The organism is Streptomyces sp. NPDC111744 (assembly GCF_055634995.1).
Map to the genome: position 1 here is coordinate 1 of NZ_JBVKCG010000015.1, position 17,182 is coordinate 17,182.

A 17,182-nucleotide genomic window follows, 5' to 3' on the forward strand; every position below is an offset into this window, starting at 1 on the left:
AAACGCCCGGTTACATTCCGAACCCGGAAGCTAAGCCTTACAGCGCCGATGGTACTGCAGGGGGGACCCTGTGGGAGAGTAGGACACCGCCGAACTCCTTTTAGAGCTCTGGCTCTTGGGCACCAAGCCCAAGAGCCAGAGCTTTTTTGCGTTGGGGTAAGGTCAGGGGGCAAAGTTGGCTCGTTTCCCATCACAGGAGGCCCCCGGGTGGAGGTCCAGGAGACCCGTGTCCAGACGGATCGGGTCCTCACCATCCCGAACATCCTCAGCATGGCGCGTCTCGTCGGCGTACCCGTCTTCCTGTGGTTGATCCTCAGGCCCGAGTTCGGCGGGCCCAAAAGCGACGGCTGGGCGTTGCTGGTGCTCGCCTTCAGCGGCATCAGCGACTACCTGGACGGCAAGCTCGCCCGGCGCTGGAACCAGATCAGCAGCCTCGGCCGGCTGCTGGACCCCGCCGCGGACCGGCTCTACATCCTGTCGACGCTGGTCGGACTCACCTGGCGCGAGATCCTGCCGCTCTGGTTGACGGCCGTGCTACTGCTGCGCGAGCTGGTGCTGCTGGTGATGGTGGGGATCCTCCGGCGGCACGGCTATCCGCCTCCGCAGGTGAACTTCCTTGGCAAGGCCGCCACGTTCAACCTGATGTACGCCTTCCCGCTCCTGCTGCTCAGTGACGGAAGCGGCTGGATCTCGTCACTCGCTGCAATTTTCGGATGGGCGTTCGCCGGATGGGGTACAACCCTCTATTGGTGGGCAGGAGTGCTCTACGTGGTGCAGGTCCGTCGTCTCGTTCGCGCGGACGCCACAGCCGATTGAGCCTGGCGATTGTCCGGACGTGGTGGCTCTCGATGGCCCGCGGCGGAAAAGTGCGGGACAATCGTGACGGGTGAAGTCGGCTAGACCGTCATCTTTTAGAGGAGGACGCTTCCGACATGAAGGCCGTCGTGATGGCCGGTGGTGAAGGCACACGCCTTCGCCCCATGACCTCTAGCATGCCCAAGCCGCTCCTTCCGGTGGTGAACCGCCCGATCATGGAGCATGTGCTGCGGCTGCTCAAAAGGCATGGGCTCACCGAGACCGTCGTCACCGTGCAGTTCCTGGCATCGCTCGTCAAGAACTACTTCGGGGACGGCGAAGAGCTCGGTATGGAGCTCACCTATGCCAACGAGGAGAAGCCACTCGGTACTGCCGGAAGCGTCAAGAACGCCGAAGAGGCGTTGAAGGACGATGCTTTCCTCGTCATCTCCGGCGACGCGCTGACCGACTTCGACCTCACCGAACTGATCAACTTCCACAAGGCGAAGGGTGCGCTCGTCACGGTCTGCCTGACCCGTGTGCCCAATCCGCTGGAATTCGGCATCACCATCGTCGACGAAGAGGGGAAGGTCGAGCGATTCCTTGAGAAGCCGACCTGGGGGCAGGTCTTCTCCGACACGGTGAACACGGGCATCTACGTCATGGAACCCGAGGTATTCGACTACGTCGAGGCCGACGTTCCCGTCGACTGGTCCGGCGATGTCTTCCCGCAATTGATGAAGGAGGGCAAGCCGATCTACGGCTATGTCGCAGAGGGCTACTGGGAGGACGTCGGCACCCACGAGTCGTATGTGAAGGCGCAGGCCGACGTCCTGGAGGGCAAGGTCGACGTCGACATCGACGGCTTCGAGATATCACCCGGCGTATGGGTGGCCGAGGGCGCCGAGGTGCACGCCGATGCCGTGCTGCGTGGACCGCTGTACATCGGTGACTACGCCAAGGTCGAGGCCGGCACCGAAATCCGCGAACACACCGTCGTGGGCTCCAACGTCGTCGTCAAGAGCGGTGCCTTCCTGCACCGGGCCGTTGTGCACGACAACGTCTACGTCGGGCAGCACAGTAATCTGCGCGGCTGTGTCGTCGGGAAGAACACGGACATCATGCGGGCCGCCCGGATCGAGGACGGCGCGGTCATCGGTGACGAGTGCCTGATCGGCGAAGAATCGATCGTCCAGGGCAACGTCCGGGTCTATCCGTTCAAGACCATCGAGGCCGGCGCGTTCGTCAACACCTCGGTGATCTGGGAGTCCCGCGGGCAGGCGCATCTCTTCGGTGCCCGTGGTGTCTCCGGAATCCTGAACGTGGAGATCACACCGGAACTGGCCGTACGGCTCGCCGGCGCGTATGCGACCACCCTGAAGAAGGGCTCCACGGTCACCACGGCCCGTGACCACTCCCGTGGTGCCCGCGCGCTCAAGCGGGCGGTCATCTCCGCTCTCCAGGCGAGTGCCATCGATGTACGTGACCTGGAGAACGTGCCCCTGCCGGTGGCGCGGCAGCAGACCGGGCGGGGCAGCGCCGGCGGCATCATGATCCGGACCTCGCCCGGGGTGCCGGACTCCGTCGACATCATGTTCTTCGACGGGCAGGGTGCGGACCTCTCGCAGGCCAGCCAGCGGAAGCTGGACCGGATCTTCGCGCGGCAGGAGTACCGGCGTGCGTTCCCGGGTGAGATCGGCGACCTGTACTTCCCGGCCAGTGTCTTCGACTCGTACACGGGTTCGCTGCTGCGGAACGTCGACACGACCGGGATAGCCGAGGCCGGCCTGAAGGTCGTGGTGGACGCCTCCAACGGCAGCGCCGGGCTCGTTCTGCCCAGCCTGCTCGGGAAGCTCGGCGTGGACTCGCTGACCGTCAACCCCGGTCTCAACGAGGCCAGGCCGACGGAGACGGCGGATCAGCGGCGGGCGGGGCTGGTGCGTCTCGGCGAGATCGTGGCGTCCTCCCGGGCCGCGTTCGGCGTGCGGTTCGACCCGGTGGGTGAGCGGCTGTCCCTGGTGGACGAGAAGGGCCGCATCATCGAGGACGACCGCGCGCTGCTGGTGATGCTCGATCTGGTCGCCGCCGAGCGACGCAGCGGCCGTGTGGCGCTTCCGGTCACCACGACCCGGATCGCCGAGCAGGTGGCCGCCTACCACGGCACCCAGGTCGAGTGGACGACCACGTCGCCCGACGACCTCACGCGCGTGGGGCGCGAGGAAGGCACCATCTTCGGTGGTGACGGCAAGGGCGGATTCATCGTCCCCGAGTTCAGCAGCGTCTACGACGGTACGGCCGCCTTCGTGCGCCTGATCGGCCTGGTGGCGCGGACCCAGCTCACGCTCAGCCAGATCGACGCCCGGATCCCGCGGGCGCATGTCCTCAAGCGGGACCTGGCGACCCCGTGGGCTGTCAAGGGCCTGGTCATGCGACGTGTCGTCGAGGCGGCCGGTGATCGCTTCGTGGACACGACCGACGGAGTGCGGGTCGTGGAGACGGACGGTCGCTGGGTGATGGTGCTGCCCGACCCGGCCGAGGCGGTCACCCATCTGTGGGCCGAAGGGCCCGACGACGCCTCCGCACAGGCGTTGTTGGACGAATGGGCGGCGATCGTGGACAGCGCCGGACGGTAGATCCGCCGCACGCGCGCGTGCCGGACAAGTGTCCCCCGACGGGGCCTGTCCGGCACGCCGGTGGGGCCATTCGGAGGTACCGGTCGCAACGTGCGACGATGTGCGGCATGCCGCAGCAACCCCCCGTTCGGAGCAGCGCCACCCGGCCGCACCGCCCGGACGCCTCCATGTCGTTGATCACCAACGTCATGGATCACAGCCTCGACGACGGATACGCCGAGGCAGCGGCCCGTAAGCGGGCCCAGGGCGAGGGCGGCGGCATGCCGAAGACCCTCCGGGCGAGGCTGGGCCTCGCCGGCGGCCTGGTGCTCGCGGCCCTCGTGGTGACCGTGGGAGCGGCCCAGGCGCGCGTGACGGCCCCTGTCGTGGCCAAGGAGCGCCAGGAACTCATCGACCGTATCGACCGTGAGACGGTGGCCGCCGACAAGCTGGAGACCAATGTCGACAAACTTCGTGACGACGTCAGCGCCCGCCAGCGCGCGGCGCTGAAGGAGAGCGGCGTCAGCGGGCAGGCCGACCTGGTGGGCATCCTGTCGGGAGCCACGGCGGTGCACGGTCCCGGCGTGAAGCTGGTCGTGAGCGACGCCAAGGAGGCCTCCTCGGGCGGCGACGGCAGCAACCCGCGGGAGACCTCCGGGTTCTCCGACACCGGCCGGGTGCGTGACCACGACATGCAGCGCGTCGTGAACGGGCTGTGGGCCTCGGGTGCGGAGGCGATCTCCATCAACGGGCAGCGGCTGACGGCCCTGTCCGCGATCAGGGCCGCGGGAGACGCGATACTGGTCGACAACAGGCCGCTGGTCCCGCCGTACACGGTGCTGGCGGTGGGGGACGGGGAGAGGCTCGGCTCCAGGTTCCAGGACAGCCCGGACGGGCTGTATCTGCATGCCCTGGAGGAGAACTTCGGCATCCGGGCGACGATCTCCACGGAGAGTGACGTCCGGCTGCCCGCCGCACCCAGCGTGATCGTACGTACGGCTGAGCCGTACACCGAGAAGACTGAGAAGGGCACATCGTGATCGCCGTACTTGGCCTCGTCGTGGGCGTCGTGGCCGGACTGTTGGTCCGTCCTGAGGTTCCGGCGGTCGTCGAGCCGTATCTGCCGATCGCCGTCGTCGCGGCGCTCGACGCCGTCTTCGGCGGGCTGCGGGCCATGCTCGACGGGATCTTCGACGACAAGGTCTTCGTGGTGTCGTTCCTGTCCAACGTGGTGGTGGCCGCGCTGATCGTGTTCCTGGGCGACAAGTTGGGTGTGGGCTCGCAGCTGTCCACGGGTGTCGTCGTGGTCCTCGGTATCCGTATCTTCTCCAACGCCGCGGCGATCCGACGGCATGTCTTCCGGGCGTGAGCGGCATGAGCGAGCACGAGAAACGGCCGGAGCACCGGCTCCGCAAGGAATTGCCCGCCGAGGTGCCGGCCGCGGCGACGGAGACCGGGTCCGCCGCCGAGCCGAAGCCGGAGGCCGGGCCGACCGGCCGGCAGCGGCTGGTCCAGGGGCTGTGGCCGCCGCGGGTGAGCCGGGCCCAACTGATCGTCGCCGTGCTGCTGTTCGGGCTCGGATTCGGCCTCGCCGTGCAGGTGGCGTCGAACAGCAACAGTGACAGCGCGTTGCGCGGGGCCCGCCAGGAGGATCTTGTTCGCATCCTCGATGAACTGGACGACCGTACTCAGCGTCTTGAGGACGAGAAGACAGGACTCGAAAAACAGCGTCAGGAGTTGCAGAGCAGCTCCGACCAGGCGGCGGAGGCACGCAAGCAGACGGTCGAGAAGGAGAGGCAACTCGGCATTCTGGCGGGCACCGTGGCGGCGCAGGGTCCTGGCATCACGATGACGGTCGACGACCCGAAGGGAACGGTACAGGCGGACATGCTGCTCGACGCGATCCAGGAGTTGCGCGCGGCCGGCGCGGAGGCGATCCAGGTCAACGGGGTGCGGGTGGTCGCCGGCACCTATCTCACCGGCTCCGGGAAGAGCGTGAGCGTCGACGGGAACAAGATCACCCAGCCTTACGTTTTCAAGGTGATCGGCAAACCGCAGGACCTCGAACCGGCCCTCAACATCCCCGGAGGTGTGGTGCAGACCCTCGAGAAGGAGCAGGCGACTGTGACCGTCGAGCGGTCGACCAAGATCGTTGTGGATGCCTTGCGACCGGCGAAGCAGCCTGACTACGCTCGGTCGTCTGCACAGTGAACCGGCGGTGCATGCGGGACGTCCGGCAGGGGCATGAGGATGCGGGGGGTCGGCGCACCGGGGAGCCGGTGCGTGGTGGAAACTGTTTGGTGGATACGGACGTTGTGAGGTTGTCCGGGTCGGCCGGTCTATTCAGTCAGGGTTCGTCCTGCCCCACGGGCGGGTCTGTTTCGGTCAAGGGGAATCGCCCGTGAAGTTGTTTTCGAAGTTGTTCGGCAAGAGCGCGCGAGAGGGCAGCGACAACGCGACCGCTCGCCATCGCGCACAGCCTGACGCGGACGGTCAGCGCCCGCTGTTCCGGGACCAGGTGGCTGGTCCGGGGGGTGACATTTCGGGAGGTCAGGGCGCGCGGTCAGTTGACCCGTCGCAGTCCGGCGGCATAGGTTTCGGGCAACCGTCAACCTCAGGTGCGGGTGGAGGGTTTACCTCCGACCCGTACGCGTCAAACGCCCCGGCGGGGCAGCCGCGGCAGGAGGATCCGTCCATGTCGGCCCTGGTTTGTACGAGGTGCGGTAACCGCAACGCGGAGAACGCCCGCTTCTGTTCCAACTGCGGTGCTCCGCTGCGCGCGGGCGCCGTCCCCGAGCGTGCGTCGGAGACGACGTCCACGATCTCGATCTCCGGTCTCGAGGCCTACGACGCCGAGGTCACCGGCCAGACCCAGGCACCGGCGCTCTCGCCCGAGGCACAGGCGGCCGTCGACGCGCTGCCGCTCGGTTCCGCGCTGCTCGTCGTGCGCCGCGGACCGAACTCGGGTAGCCGCTTCCTGCTGGACAGCGACCTGACCACGGCCGGCCGTCATCCGCAGAGCGACATCTTCCTGGACGACGTGACGGTCTCGCGCCGCCATGTGGAGTTCCGCCGCCAGCCGGACGGCTCGTTCACGGTGGCCGACGTGGGCAGCCTCAACGGCACGTACGTCAACCGGGAGCGCATCGACCAGGTCGCTCTGTCGAACGGTGACGAGGTCCAGATCGGTAAGTACCGGCTGGTCTTCTACGCGAGCCGGCAGGGCATCTGACCCCCCGGGCCTCGTCCGGGGGACCCCAGGGAAGAAGGTCCATGCTGCACAAACCGAGCGGCGGTACCGGTCACGGCACCGCCGCCACGGAAACCGGGCTGATGAGCATCGGCACGGTGCTGAACGTGCTGCGCGACGAGTTCCCCGAAGTCACCATCTCCAAGATCCGCTTCCTCGAGTCGGAGGGGCTGATCGAACCGCGCCGGACCCCGTCCGGGTACCGCAAGTTCAGCGCCGCGGACGTGGAGCGTCTCGGACACGTCCTGAGGATGCAGCGGGACCACTATCTGCCGCTGAAGGTCATCCGGGAGTACCTGGAGGCCATGGAGCGCGGCGAGGCCGTGCAGCCGCCCGTGCTGGGGCGGCAGCGGGACGGTGAAGCGGTGCCGATGGTTCCCGAGGCGCCCTCGGTGGCGCGGATCGGGCGGGACGAGCTGCTCGCGGCCGCCGAGATCGACGAGAACTGCCTGGCGGAGTGGGAGTCGTACGGGCTGCTCGCTCCCCTGGAGGACGGCGTGTACGACGCCGAGGCGGTCACCGTGGCCGCGCTGGTGACCGAGCTGGGCCGGTTCGGGATCGAGCCGCGCCATCTGCGGGTGATGAAGGCCGCCGCCGACCGTGAGGCGGGCCTGGTGGACCAGGTGGTGGCCCCGCTCAAGCGGCACCGCAATCCGCAGACCAGGGCCCATGCGGAGGCCCGTACGAAGGAACTGGCGGCGCTCACGGTGAAGCTGCACGCCGCACTGGTGCAGACCGCGCTTGGGGTGCGGCTGCCGTGACCATCGTGACAGGACCCGGGCGGAGGCCGGATCGGGCGCGCGTTCCGGGCCCGACTACCCAAACGTCCCGGGCACGGCCTAGGGTTGCTGTGTGAACGAGCTCGATGTCGTAGGTGTCCGGGTGGAAATGCCCTCCAACCAACCGATCGTGCTCCTGCGCGAAGTGGGAGGCGACCGTTACCTCCCCATCTGGATCGGGCCGGGGGAGGCGACGGCGATCGCCTTCGCCCAGCAGGGTATGGCCCCCGCGCGACCGCTGACCCACGACCTGTTCAAGGACGTGCTGGAGGCCGTCGGCCAGGAGCTCACCGAAGTACGCATCACGGACCTCCGTGAGGGCGTCTTCTACGCGGAGCTGGTCTTCGCCAGCGGTGTCGAGGTGAGCGCCCGTCCGTCCGACGCCATAGCGCTGGCGCTGCGCACCGGAACGCCGATCTACGGGAGCGACACGGTGCTGGACGACGCGGGCATCGCGATCCCCGACGAGCAGGAGGACGAGGTGGAGAAGTTCCGCGAGTTCCTCGACCAGATCTCGCCCGAGGACTTCGGCACCAGCAGCCAGTGACAGACCGGAGCGGCCCGTCACCCAAGAGGTCGGTGACGGGCCGGTTCACGGCTGGTCACAGCCGAAACTCATGGGCAATTGCCAGCGGCCACTGAGAGCGTCCTACGCTTTACCGCCAGAGCATTCGGCTAGCCTTTCCCCGCGGTGGGGCACGGGAAACCACTCCTAGGGTGATTATCACTCGGCGTGCCGAGTGTGGCGATCGTTGACGCACCCCTGGTGACTGCCTACCGTCGAGAAGGCAGGTCAAGGACGGAGGTCGGCGTGAGAAGCAGCGGCGACGGTACGGCTGGGGGTGCCCCGGGACGCCGTCTCGGGGAGAGCGGTCCGTACTCGCTTCACGGCAGCACTGCCGGTCACGCTCCGCAGCGGCCGACGGCAGTGCCGAGCGGCGGAGGGGCGGCGTCCATGACGACCGAGGAGATCGGCTACCGGGGGCCCACGGCCTGTGCGGCGGCCGGCATCACCTACCGGCAACTCGACTACTGGGCCCGCACCGGCCTGGTCGAGCCCAGCGTGCGGCCCGCCTACGGGTCGGGCACCCAGCGCCTGTACAGCTTCCGGGACGTCGTCGTTCTGAAGATCGTCAAGCGGTTCCTGGACACCGGGGTGTCCCTTCAGAACATCCGCACCGCCGTGCACCATCTCAGAGAACGCGGTTTCTGCGACCTGGAGCGCATGACCCTCATGAGCGACGGCGCCACGGTCTACGAGTGCACCTCGCCCGATGAGGTCCACGCCCTGCTCCAGGGCGGCCAGGGCATCTTCGGGATCGCGGTCGGCGTGGTCTGGCGGGACGTGGAAAGCGCGCTCTCCCAGCTGCACGGCGAGCGTGTCGACACCGGCGAGACCCTGGTCGGGCCCAACCCCGCCGACGAGCTGGCGCGGCGTCGCAACCGCGCGGTCTGACGCCCCGGACCGCACCCTTCAGCCCCTTGAGCCTGTTGTGATGCCCCGGCACGGAACCGTGCCGGGGCATTGTCAGTGGCGTGGTGCAGCATCGGAGATGTGAGAAACGCGCCCACGATCCTGCATCTCGACATGGATGCCTTCTACGCCTCGGTGGAGCAGGCATCCAAGCCGAGTCTGCGCGGGAAGGCCGTGGTCGTGGGCGGGCTCGGACCGCGCGGGGTGGTGGCCACCGCCTCGTACGAGGCACGGGTGTTCGGGGTGCACTCCGCGATGCCGATGGCACAGGCGCGCAGGCTGGCGCCGAACGCCGCGTATCTCGTGCCGCGCTTCGGGTTGTACCGGTCGATCAGCGAGCAGGTGATGGCGCTGCTGCACGAGCTGTCGCCGCTGGTGGAGCCGTTGAGCCTGGACGAGGCGTTCGTCGACCTGGAGGCGGGTGAGGTGGCCTGGGACGCGGTGTCGGCGCGGCTGGTGGGGGAGAAGCTGCGCGCGGACATACGGGCGGCCACGGGGCTCTCCGGGTCGGTCGGGCTCGCCGCCTCCAAGATGCTCGCGAAGATCGCCTCCGAGCAGGCCAAGCCGGACGGGCTGGTGCTGATCGAGCCGGGCACGGAGCGGGCGATGCTCGGGCCGATGTCGGTGCGGACCCTGCCGGGCGTGGGGCCGGCGACGGGGGACCATCTGCGGCGGGCCGGGATCACCACGGTCGACGAGATCGCCGAGGCGGGGGAGGACGAGCTGGTACGGCTGCTGGGCAAGGCCCATGGGCATGCGCTGCACGCGATGGCACTGGCGCACGACGAACGGCCGGTGGTCGCCGAGCGGGAGGCCAAGTCGGTATCCGTCGAGGACACGTACGACGTGGACATCCATGACCGGCTGCGGGTGGGGATGGAGGTGCAGCGGCTGGCCGACCGGTGTGTGCGCAGGCTCCGGGGGGCCGGGCTGTCGGGGCGGACCATCGTGCTGAAGGTACGGCGGTACGACTTCTCGACGCTCACCCGGTCGGAGACGCTCAGGGGGCCGACCGACGATCCGGCGGTGGTGCGGGAGGCGGCCGCGCGGTTGCTGGACTCGGTGGACACGACGGGGGGTGTGCGGTTGCTGGGGGTGGGGGTGACGGGGCTGGCCGACTTCACACAGGAGGATCTGTTCGCGCAGGCGGCGGGGGAGGCGGCAGAGGTCCTGGCGGAGGAGGACGCGGCCGAGCCGGTCGCCGAGCAGGAGGTGGTCGTAGAGCGGAGATGGCCTTCGGGGCACGACGTCCGGCATGCCGAGTACGGACACGGGTGGGTGCAGGGGAGTGGGCTGGGGAGGGTGACGGTTCGGTTCGAGACGCCGGGGTCGGTGGAGCCGGGGCGGGTGCGGACGTTCCGGGTGGAGGATCCTGAGCTGGAGCCGGTGGATCCGTTGCCGTTGGTGCCGGAGATTCCAGTGGACGGGGTTGGTGCGTGACCCGGGGTGAGGGCTGGGCGGAGGTGGGGGTCGCTTACCGGCGCTCGCAGGACGCCTCCCCCAGAGGGGGCATCCCCAGCGTCCACCCGTGCCGCCCCAGCGGCACGACTGCCCGCGGCTGGAGAGGCGCGCGCGCCGTCTACGCGCCCGCGTCCTCGGTTCCCGCCAGTTTGCCGAAGTCGTGGTCCGGGTGGTCGGCGGGTGGGGCGGTCATGTCCAGGCCGTAGTGGTGATAGAGCTGAAGTTCCTGCTCCGGGGAGAGGTGGCGGCCCACGCCGAAGTCGGGGGCATCTTTGATCAGGGCGCGGTCGAAGGGGACCTGGAGGGTGCCCTCGACCAGCTCGCTGGGCTCCAGGGGCACGAAGGCGTCCCGGGAGAACAGGCCGGTGCGTATGGCCGCCCACTCCGGCACACCGGTCGCGTCGTCGAGGTAGACCTCGTCGATCGTGCCGATCTTCGTGCCGTGGCAGTCGAACGCCTTGCGGCCGATCAGGTTGCGCGGATCAATGTCGGTCTGCACGGGCCCTCCACTTGGTCGCAACTCATCCGTAAGCACTACAAAAGAGCACATTGAAGGAGGCGGCCACTCGAAGGTCCGTGCGTTGCCCTCGCTGGTAGGCTGGCAAGCGGCTGCTGACCCCGTGCGGGAGAGTCCTCCGGGCAGACCGGAGGCGCCGAAGGAGCAAATCCTCCCCGGAATCTCTCAGGCTCACGTACCGCACGGACGAGGTCACTCTGGAAAGCAGGGCGGGCGTCGACGGCGTCCGCTCTCACCGACGGTGAAAGCCGGATCCCCTGGGCGTCCGGCGAAGCTCTCAGGTTGAGATGACAGAGGGGGAGGCCGTCGGGGTGCCCGCCTGGGTACCCCTCGAAGGTCGCGTCAGACCAGGAGGCCTCCGCAATGACCGCCCAGCGTGTTCCGCTCTCCGAGCTTGAACAGGGAATCCCGTTCGAGCAGCGCCATATCGGGCCCGATCACGGGGCCCGGGCCAAGATGCTCGCCCAGGTCGGGTACGGCTCGCTCGACGAGCTGACCGCTGCCGCCGTGCCGGACGTGATCAAGAACGCCGACACCCTGGAACTGCCGGGTGCGCGCACCGAGGCCGAGGTGCTGGCCGAACTGCGGTCGCTGGCGGACCGGAACCAGGTGCTCGACTCGATGATCGGGCTCGGCTACTACGGCACCTTCACGCCGCCCGTCATCCTGCGCAACGTGATGGAGAACCCTGCCTGGTACACGGCTTACACCCCGTATCAGCCGGAGATCTCCCAGGGCCGGCTGGAAGCGCTGCTGAACTTCCAGACCATGGTCGCCGACCTCACCGGGCTGCCCACCTCCGGTGCCTCGCTGCTCGACGAGGGCACGGCCGCCGCCGAGGCCATGGCTCTGTCGCTGCGCATGGGCAAGAACAAGAAGGGCGTCTTCGTCATCGACGCGGACGCGCTGCCGCAGACCGTCGCCGTGATCCGGACGCGGGCCGAACCGACGGGGGTCGAGGTCGTCGTCGCGGACCTCAGCGACGGGATTCCGGCGGACCTCGCCTCGCGTGAGATCAACGGGGTGCTCGTCCAGTACCCCGGTGCTTCCGGTGCCGTACGCGACATCAAGCCGCTCGTCGAGCAGGCGCACGGGCTGGGCGCGCTCGTCACCGTCGCCGCCGACCTGCTCGCGCTGACGCTGCTGACCTCGCCGGGTGAGCTGGGCGCCGACATCGCCGTCGGTACGACCCAGCGGTTCGGTGTGCCGATGGGCTTCGGCGGGCCGCACGCGGGCTACATGGCGGTGCGGGAGAAGTTCGCGCGCAGCCTGCCCGGGCGGCTCGTGGGCGTGTCCGTGGACGCCGACGGGCACAAGGCCTACCGGCTCGCGCTGCAGACGCGCGAACAGCACATCCGCCGTGAGAAGGCCACCAGCAACATCTGCACCGCGCAGGTGCTGCTCGCCGTGATGGCCGGCATGTACGCCGTCTACCACGGGCCCGAGGGGCTGCGGGCCATCGCCCGGCGAACCCACCGCTACGCCACGATCCTGGCCGCGGGGCTCAGGGCCGGCGGGGTCGAGATCGTGCACGGCGCCTACTTCGACACTCTCACCGCGCGCGTGCCCGGCAAGGCCGCCGAGGTCGTCGCCGCCGCCCGGCAGAGCGGTGTCAACCTGCGGCTCGTGGACGCGGACCACGTCTCCATGGCCTGCGACGAGACCACCACGCGGGCCCAGCTGGGCGCCGTATGGACGGCGTTCGGCGTCGAGGGCGACGTCGAGACGCTGGACGCGGTCGCCGAGGACACGCTGCCCGAGGCGCTGCTGCGCGGCGACGGCTACCTGGCCCACCCCGTCTTCCACGAGCACCGTTCCGAGACCGCGATGCTGCGCTACCTGCGCCGGCTCGCCGACCGGGACTACGCGCTGGACCGGGGCATGATCCCGCTGGGCTCCTGCACCATGAAGCTCAACGCGACGACCGAGATGGAGCCGGTCACCTGGCCCGAGTTCGGCCAGCTGCACCCCTTCGCGCCCGCCGAGCAGGCGCAGGGCTATCTGACGCTCATCCGTGAGCTGGAGGAGCGGCTCGCCGAGGTCACCGGCTACGACAAGGTGTCGCTCCAGCCCAATGCCGGGTCACAGGGTGAGCTGGCCGGGCTGCTCGCCGTACGCGCCTACCACCGTGCCAACGGCGATGCGCAGCGGACCGTCTGCCTGATCCCTTCCTCCGCGCACGGCACCAACGCCGCCAGCGCCGTCATGGCCGGGATGAAGGTCGTCGTCGTGAAGACCGCCGAGGACGGCGAGATCGATGTCGAGGACCTGCGGGCGAAGATCGAGCAGCACCGCGACCAGCTCGCCGTGCTGATGATCACATACCCGTCCACGCACGGCGTGTTCGAGGAGCATGTCGCGGACATCTGCGGGCAGGTGCACGAGGCCGGCGGCCAGGTGTACGTCGACGGGGCCAACCTCAACGCCCTGGTCGGGGTCGCCAAGCCGGGGCACTTCGGCGGCGACGTCTCCCACCTCAACCTGCACAAGACCTTCTGCATCCCGCACGGCGGCGGTGGGCCGGGCGTCGGTCCGGTGGCCGTACGGGCCCACCTGGCGCCGTACCTGCCGAACCACCCGCTCCAGCCGGCCGCCGGGCCGCAGACCGGTGTCGGACCGATCTCGGCCGCGCCGTGGGGCTCCGCGGGGATCCTGCCGATCTCGTGGGCGTACGTCCGGCTCATGGGCGGCGAGGGGCTGAAGCGCGCCACGCAGGTTGCCGTGCTCAGCGCCAACTACATCGCCAAGCGGCTGGAGCCGCACTATCCCGTGCTCTACACCGGGCCCGGCGGGCTGGTCGCGCACGAGTGCATCATCGATCTGCGGCCGCTGACCAAGGCGACCGGGGTGAGCGTCGACGATGTCGCCAAGCGGCTCATCGACTACGGGTTCCACGCGCCGACGATGTCCTTCCCGGTGGCCGGGACGCTGATGATCGAGCCGACCGAGTCCGAGGACCTCGGTGAGCTGGACCGTTTCTGCGAGGCGATGATCGCCATCCGGGCGGAGATCGACAAGGTCGGGGCGGGGGAGTGGCCCAGCGACGACAACCCGCTGCGCGGTGCTCCGCACACGGCCGCCGCGCTCGGCGGGGAGTGGGAGCACGCATACACCCGTGAACAGGCCGTCTTCCCGGTCGGGGTGTCCGCCGCCGACAAGTACTGGCCGCCGGTGCGCCGGATCGACCAGGCCTTCGGTGACCGGAACCTGGTGTGCTCCTGCCCGCCGCTGGACGCGTACGAGGACTGATCCGCGGTACGGGTACGGCACAGAGGCCCCGCTTCGGCGGGGCCTCTCGTGTGCGGTTCTGTGCGGTTCTACGCCGGGTACGCGTGGGTCTGTGCCGCCTTCACCGTCGCCCAGACCGCGGCGCCGGGGTGCAGGTCCAGTTCAGCGGCGGCCACCGTGGTGAGGTCGGCGGCGAGGGGGAGATCGCCGGTCAGGTCGGCGCGGATCTGGTCGCCGTGGATCTCCAGGCCGACGATTTCGCAGCGCCAGAGGTTGCGGGCGCTGGCGCCGGTGGGGCGGTCCCGGAAGAGGGTGACGGCGCTCGGCGGGAACGCGACGAACACGTCACCGGCGAGGTCCTCCGTGGTGGCGACGGCGGGGCCGGTGTCCAGCCTGACCAGGTGGCCCTCGGCCCGGCCGCGGTAGAGGTTGAGGCCGACCAGGTGCGCGATGTAGTCGGTGCGCGGGTGGCGGGCGATGTCGGCGGGGGTGCCCTCCTGGACGATCCTGCCCTGCTCGATGACGATCAGGCGGTCGGCCAGCACCATGGCGTCCAGCGGGTCGTGGGTGACCAGTACCGCGACGGCCTCGAAACCGGTCAGATGACGACGGAGTTGGGACCGTACGTCCAGACGGGTGCGGGCGTCGAGGGCGGCGAGGGGTTCGTCCAGGAGCAGCAGGCGGGGGTGGGTGGCCAGGGCTCGGGCCAGTGCGACGCGCTGGGCCTGGCCGCCGGAGAGGCGGCGGGGTTTGGCGCCGGTGTGCTCCGCGAGACCCATGCGGTCCAGCCACGCGGCTGCCTGGGCGCGGGCCTCGGTCTTTGTCGCGCCTTGGCAGCGGGGGCCGAAGGCGACGTTGTCGAGGGCCGTGAGGTGAGGGAAGAGGAGGTAGTCCTGGAAGACGACGCCCACCGGGCGGGATTCGGGGGGCGTGCGGTCCAACTCCGTGCCGTCCAGGTGGAGGTGGCCGGCGGTGAGGGGGGTGAGGCCGGCGAGGGCGCGGAGGGCGGTCGTTTTGCCGGCGCCGTTGGGGCCCAGGAGGGCGACGACCTCGCCGGGGGCGGCGGTGAGAGTGATGTCGAGGTGGAAGGTGGGGCGGGTGACGACGAGGTGGGCATCGAGGCCGTCGGTGGTCCGCGGGTGGGCGGGGGGTACCCGGCCCTCGGCCGGGTTGTGATTCCCACCCGCACCACCGGTGCGGATATCGGTGTCAGGTGCGGGTGGCCCCAGTGGGGGCCGTGCGCCGTCGGCCGCTGCGGATGGGGTGTGGGGTGGTTGTGTGGGCTCGGGCTTGGTCATGAGGGTGTCATCCAACGGTCCCGCAACCCCGCCAGCACCGCGATCGACACCGCCAGCAGCACCAGGCTGAGGGCGATCGCCGCGTCGGGGTCGTTCTGGAGGGCCAGGTAGACGGCGAGCGGCATGGTCTGGGTGCGGCCTGGGAAGTTGCCCGCGAAAGTGATCGTCGCGCCGAACTCGCCGAGCGCGCGGGCCCAAGCCAGGACCGAGCCGGCGGCGATGCCGGGGGCGATGAGGGGGAGCGTGACCCTGCGGAACGCCGTGAAGCGGGAGGCGCCCAGGGTCGTCGCCACCTCCTCGTAGCGCGGGTCGGCGGCGCGCAGGGTGCCCTCGACGCTGATCACCAGGAAGGGCATGGCCACGAAGGACTCGGCGATCACCACGGCGGTCGTCGTGAACGGGAGCGTGATCCCGAACCAGTCGTCCAGCCACTGGCCGACGACCCCGTTACGGCCCAGGGCGAGGAGCAGCGCCACACCGCCGACCACCGGGGGGAGGACCAGAGGGAGAGTCACCAGTGCTCGTACGAAGCCTCGGCCGGGGAACTCCGTGCGGGCCAGCAGCCAGGCCAGGGGGACCCCCAGGACCAGGCTCACGGCCGTCGCCGCGGTCGCGCTGAGCAGGGAGAGCCGAAGGGCCTGCCACACCTCCGTGCTGGTCAGCAGCGACGGGAGGCTGCTCCAGGGAGCGCGCAGGAGCAGGGCGAGCAGGGGCAGGAGGAGGAAGGCCAGCGCTACCGCTCCGGGGAGGAGGAGCGGTAGCGGGACCGCCGGCCGGACGCGCCGGCGCCGTGGGCCGCCCGTGGCGGTGACGGCTCCGGCGCCCGGCTCGTCGACCTTCGTCACGGCTTGAGGAACCCGGCCTCGTTCAGGACCTGCTGGCCCTCGGCGGACTGCACCAGCGCGATGAACGCCTTGGCCACCGTCGGGTTCGGGGCGTTCTTCAGCAGGGCGATCGGATAGTCGTTGATGGCGTCGGCGGACTCGGGGAACTCCACGCCCTCCACCTTGTCACCCGCGGCCTTCACATCGGTCTTGTAGACGACCGCGGCGTCGGCCTCCTTGAGGACCACCTTGTTGAGGGCGGACTTCACGTCCTCCTCGTAGGAGACCGGGGTCAGCTTGAGCTTGCTGGCGTCCAGGGCCTTCTGCGCCGCGGCCCCGCACGGCACCGTCTTGTCGCAGAGGACCACCTTCAGCGACGAGTTGGTCAGGTCCTTCAGCGAGGCGACCTTGCCGGGGTTGCCCGGCAGGGTGGCGATCTCCAGCTGGTTGCGGACGAAGGTGGCCGGCGTGGTGGCGGTGTCCTTCTTGTCCGTCACGGTCGCCATCGTCTTGGCGCTCGCGGCGGCGAAGACGTCGGCGGGGGCCCCGCTGGTGATCTGCGCGGCGAGGGTGTCACTGCCGCCGAAGCTGAAGTTGACCTTCGTGCCCGGGTGCGCCTTCTCGAAGTCCGCCTTCAGCGTCGTGAAGCTCTCCTTGAGGGAGGCCGCCGCGAACACGGTGATCGAGCCCGACAGCTTGGGCGACGCCGACGACGAGGTGTCCGACTTCGTCGACGCGGAGGAGTCGTCGTTCGAGGAGGAGCAGGCGCCCAGGGTCAGCAGGGCCGCGACCGAGGCACCGGCCAGCTGGAGCGTCCGCCGGGTCCGGCGCGCGGAACGGGTCATCACGAGTGAACTCCTCTGAATCCAGATGGAAAAGCTGTCGCGCCCTGCTGCGACCTGTCTATCAGCCGCCAGCAGATGATACTGCCGCATGTGCCAGGC

General features: G+C 69.4%; 14 protein-coding genes, 1 rRNA gene, 1 pseudogene and 1 riboswitch. Of the genes and pseudogenes, 12 read left to right on the plus strand and 4 right to left on the minus strand.

All coding sequences use genetic code 11. From position 1 onward, the window contains the following. From rrf to ACZ7OO_RS28735, 11 genes and pseudogenes are all read left to right on the plus strand, one after another. A 5S ribosomal RNA gene (gene rrf, locus ACZ7OO_RS28685) occupies positions 1-95 on the plus strand; the annotation flags it as partial. 112 nt (positions 96-207) lie between these two features. Beyond that, positions 208-816 carry a CDP-alcohol phosphatidyltransferase family protein gene (locus tag ACZ7OO_RS28690; RefSeq protein WP_351712455.1) on the plus strand — a complete coding sequence of 203 codons (609 nt, stop codon included), beginning with the start codon at positions 208-210 and terminating at the stop codon, positions 814-816. Positions 817-932: 116 nt separating this feature from the next. Then, complete coding sequence (locus ACZ7OO_RS28695) at positions 933-3,428, plus strand: sugar phosphate nucleotidyltransferase (protein WP_471509053.1); 2,496 nt, start codon at positions 933-935, stop codon at positions 3,426-3,428. Between the two features lie 107 nt (positions 3,429-3,535). Continuing rightward, the gene (locus ACZ7OO_RS28700) at positions 3,536-4,447 is read left to right on the plus strand and encodes a DUF881 domain-containing protein (RefSeq protein ID WP_471509055.1); all 912 of its coding nucleotides are present in this window, start codon (positions 3,536-3,538) and stop codon (positions 4,445-4,447) included. After that, on the plus strand, positions 4,444-4,776 hold the full coding sequence (locus ACZ7OO_RS28705; RefSeq protein WP_046727248.1) for a small basic family protein: 333 nt from the start codon (positions 4,444-4,446) through the stop codon (positions 4,774-4,776). The genes ACZ7OO_RS28700 and ACZ7OO_RS28705 overlap by 4 nt, the downstream gene beginning before the upstream one ends. A 5-nt stretch (positions 4,777-4,781) precedes the next feature. Further along, entirely contained in the window at positions 4,782-5,618 is an 837-nt protein-coding gene (locus ACZ7OO_RS28710) for a DUF881 domain-containing protein (protein ID WP_471509057.1), read from the plus strand. Between the two features lie 190 nt (positions 5,619-5,808). Next, positions 5,809-6,639, plus strand: a complete 831-nt coding sequence (locus ACZ7OO_RS28715; RefSeq protein WP_352226331.1) for an FHA domain-containing protein — start codon at positions 5,809-5,811, stop codon at positions 6,637-6,639. Between the two features lie 41 nt (positions 6,640-6,680). Continuing rightward, positions 6,681-7,418, plus strand: coding sequence for a transcriptional regulator FtsR (gene ftsR, locus ACZ7OO_RS28720; protein WP_471509059.1), 738 nt, complete (start codon positions 6,681-6,683; stop codon positions 7,416-7,418). A gap of 91 nt (positions 7,419-7,509) precedes the next feature. Continuing rightward, the gene (locus tag ACZ7OO_RS28725) at positions 7,510-7,983 is read left to right on the plus strand and encodes a bifunctional nuclease family protein (RefSeq protein WP_026253112.1); all 474 of its coding nucleotides are present in this window, start codon (positions 7,510-7,512) and stop codon (positions 7,981-7,983) included. A gap of 264 nt (positions 7,984-8,247) precedes the next feature. Next, a complete protein-coding gene (locus ACZ7OO_RS28730) occupies positions 8,248-8,892 on the plus strand; it encodes a MerR family transcriptional regulator (RefSeq protein WP_471509061.1) in 645 nt (214 codons plus the stop codon). Between the two features lie 99 nt (positions 8,893-8,991). Further along, positions 8,992-10,577 (plus strand): annotated as a pseudogene (locus ACZ7OO_RS28735) (DNA polymerase IV). Here the strand turns inward: ACZ7OO_RS28735 and ACZ7OO_RS28740 are convergent. Continuing rightward, on the minus strand, positions 10,490-10,870 hold the full coding sequence (locus ACZ7OO_RS28740; protein ID WP_471509063.1) for a PRC-barrel domain-containing protein: 381 nt from the start codon (positions 10,868-10,870) through the stop codon (positions 10,490-10,492). The pseudogene ACZ7OO_RS28735 and the gene ACZ7OO_RS28740 sit on opposite strands and share 88 nt — an antisense overlap. A 114-nt stretch (positions 10,871-10,984) precedes the next feature. Then, positions 10,985-11,079, plus strand: a riboswitch (glycine riboswitch). Between the two features lie 172 nt (positions 11,080-11,251). On the opposite strand from ACZ7OO_RS28740, the gene gcvP reads away from it, so the two are divergent. Then, positions 11,252-14,137 carry an aminomethyl-transferring glycine dehydrogenase gene (gene gcvP / locus ACZ7OO_RS28745; RefSeq protein ID WP_471509065.1) on the plus strand — a complete coding sequence of 962 codons (2,886 nt, stop codon included), beginning with the start codon at positions 11,252-11,254 and terminating at the stop codon, positions 14,135-14,137. A 68-nt stretch (positions 14,138-14,205) separates the two neighbouring features. On the opposite strand, the gene ACZ7OO_RS28750 is transcribed toward gcvP, so the two are convergent. From ACZ7OO_RS28750 to modA, 3 genes are read right to left on the minus strand one after another with little or no spacing between them, the layout of a single operon-like run. Next, positions 14,206-15,414: an ABC transporter ATP-binding protein gene (locus ACZ7OO_RS28750; RefSeq protein WP_471509067.1), complete on the minus strand. Its 1,209-nt coding sequence runs from the start codon at positions 15,412-15,414 to the stop codon at positions 14,206-14,208. Further along, positions 15,411-16,259: a molybdate ABC transporter permease subunit gene (modB, locus tag ACZ7OO_RS28755; protein WP_471509068.1), complete on the minus strand. Its 849-nt coding sequence runs from the start codon at positions 16,257-16,259 to the stop codon at positions 15,411-15,413. The genes ACZ7OO_RS28750 and modB overlap by 4 nt, the downstream gene beginning before the upstream one ends. Further along, positions 16,256-17,083 (minus strand): molybdate ABC transporter substrate-binding protein, encoded by an 828-nt coding sequence (gene modA / locus ACZ7OO_RS28760; protein ID WP_471509070.1) that lies wholly within the window; start codon positions 17,081-17,083, stop codon positions 16,256-16,258. The genes modB and modA overlap by 4 nt, the downstream gene beginning before the upstream one ends. Positions 17,084-17,182 lie beyond the last annotated feature (99 nt).

What these genes read in the sequence shown, in the direction of transcription:
- ACZ7OO_RS28695 (WP_471509053.1), top strand. Translation starts at nt 933, where the DNA reads ATGAAGGCCGTCGTGATGGCCGGTGGTGAAGGCACACGCCTTCGCCCC.
- ACZ7OO_RS28700 (WP_471509055.1), top strand. Translation starts at nt 3,536, where the DNA reads ATGCCGCAGCAACCCCCCGTTCGGAGCAGCGCCACCCGGCCGCACCGC.
- ACZ7OO_RS28710 (WP_471509057.1), top strand. Translation starts at nt 4,782, where the DNA reads ATGAGCGAGCACGAGAAACGGCCGGAGCACCGGCTCCGCAAGGAATTG.
- ftsR (WP_471509059.1), top strand. Translation starts at nt 6,681, where the DNA reads ATGCTGCACAAACCGAGCGGCGGTACCGGTCACGGCACCGCCGCCACG.
- gcvP (WP_471509065.1), top strand. Translation starts at nt 11,252, where the DNA reads ATGACCGCCCAGCGTGTTCCGCTCTCCGAGCTTGAACAGGGAATCCCG.
- ACZ7OO_RS28750 (WP_471509067.1), bottom strand. Translation starts at nt 15,414, where the DNA reads ATGACCAAGCCCGAGCCCACACAACCACCCCACACCCCATCCGCAGCG.
- modA (WP_471509070.1), bottom strand. Translation starts at nt 17,083, where the DNA reads ATGACCCGTTCCGCGCGCCGGACCCGGCGGACGCTCCAGCTGGCCGGT.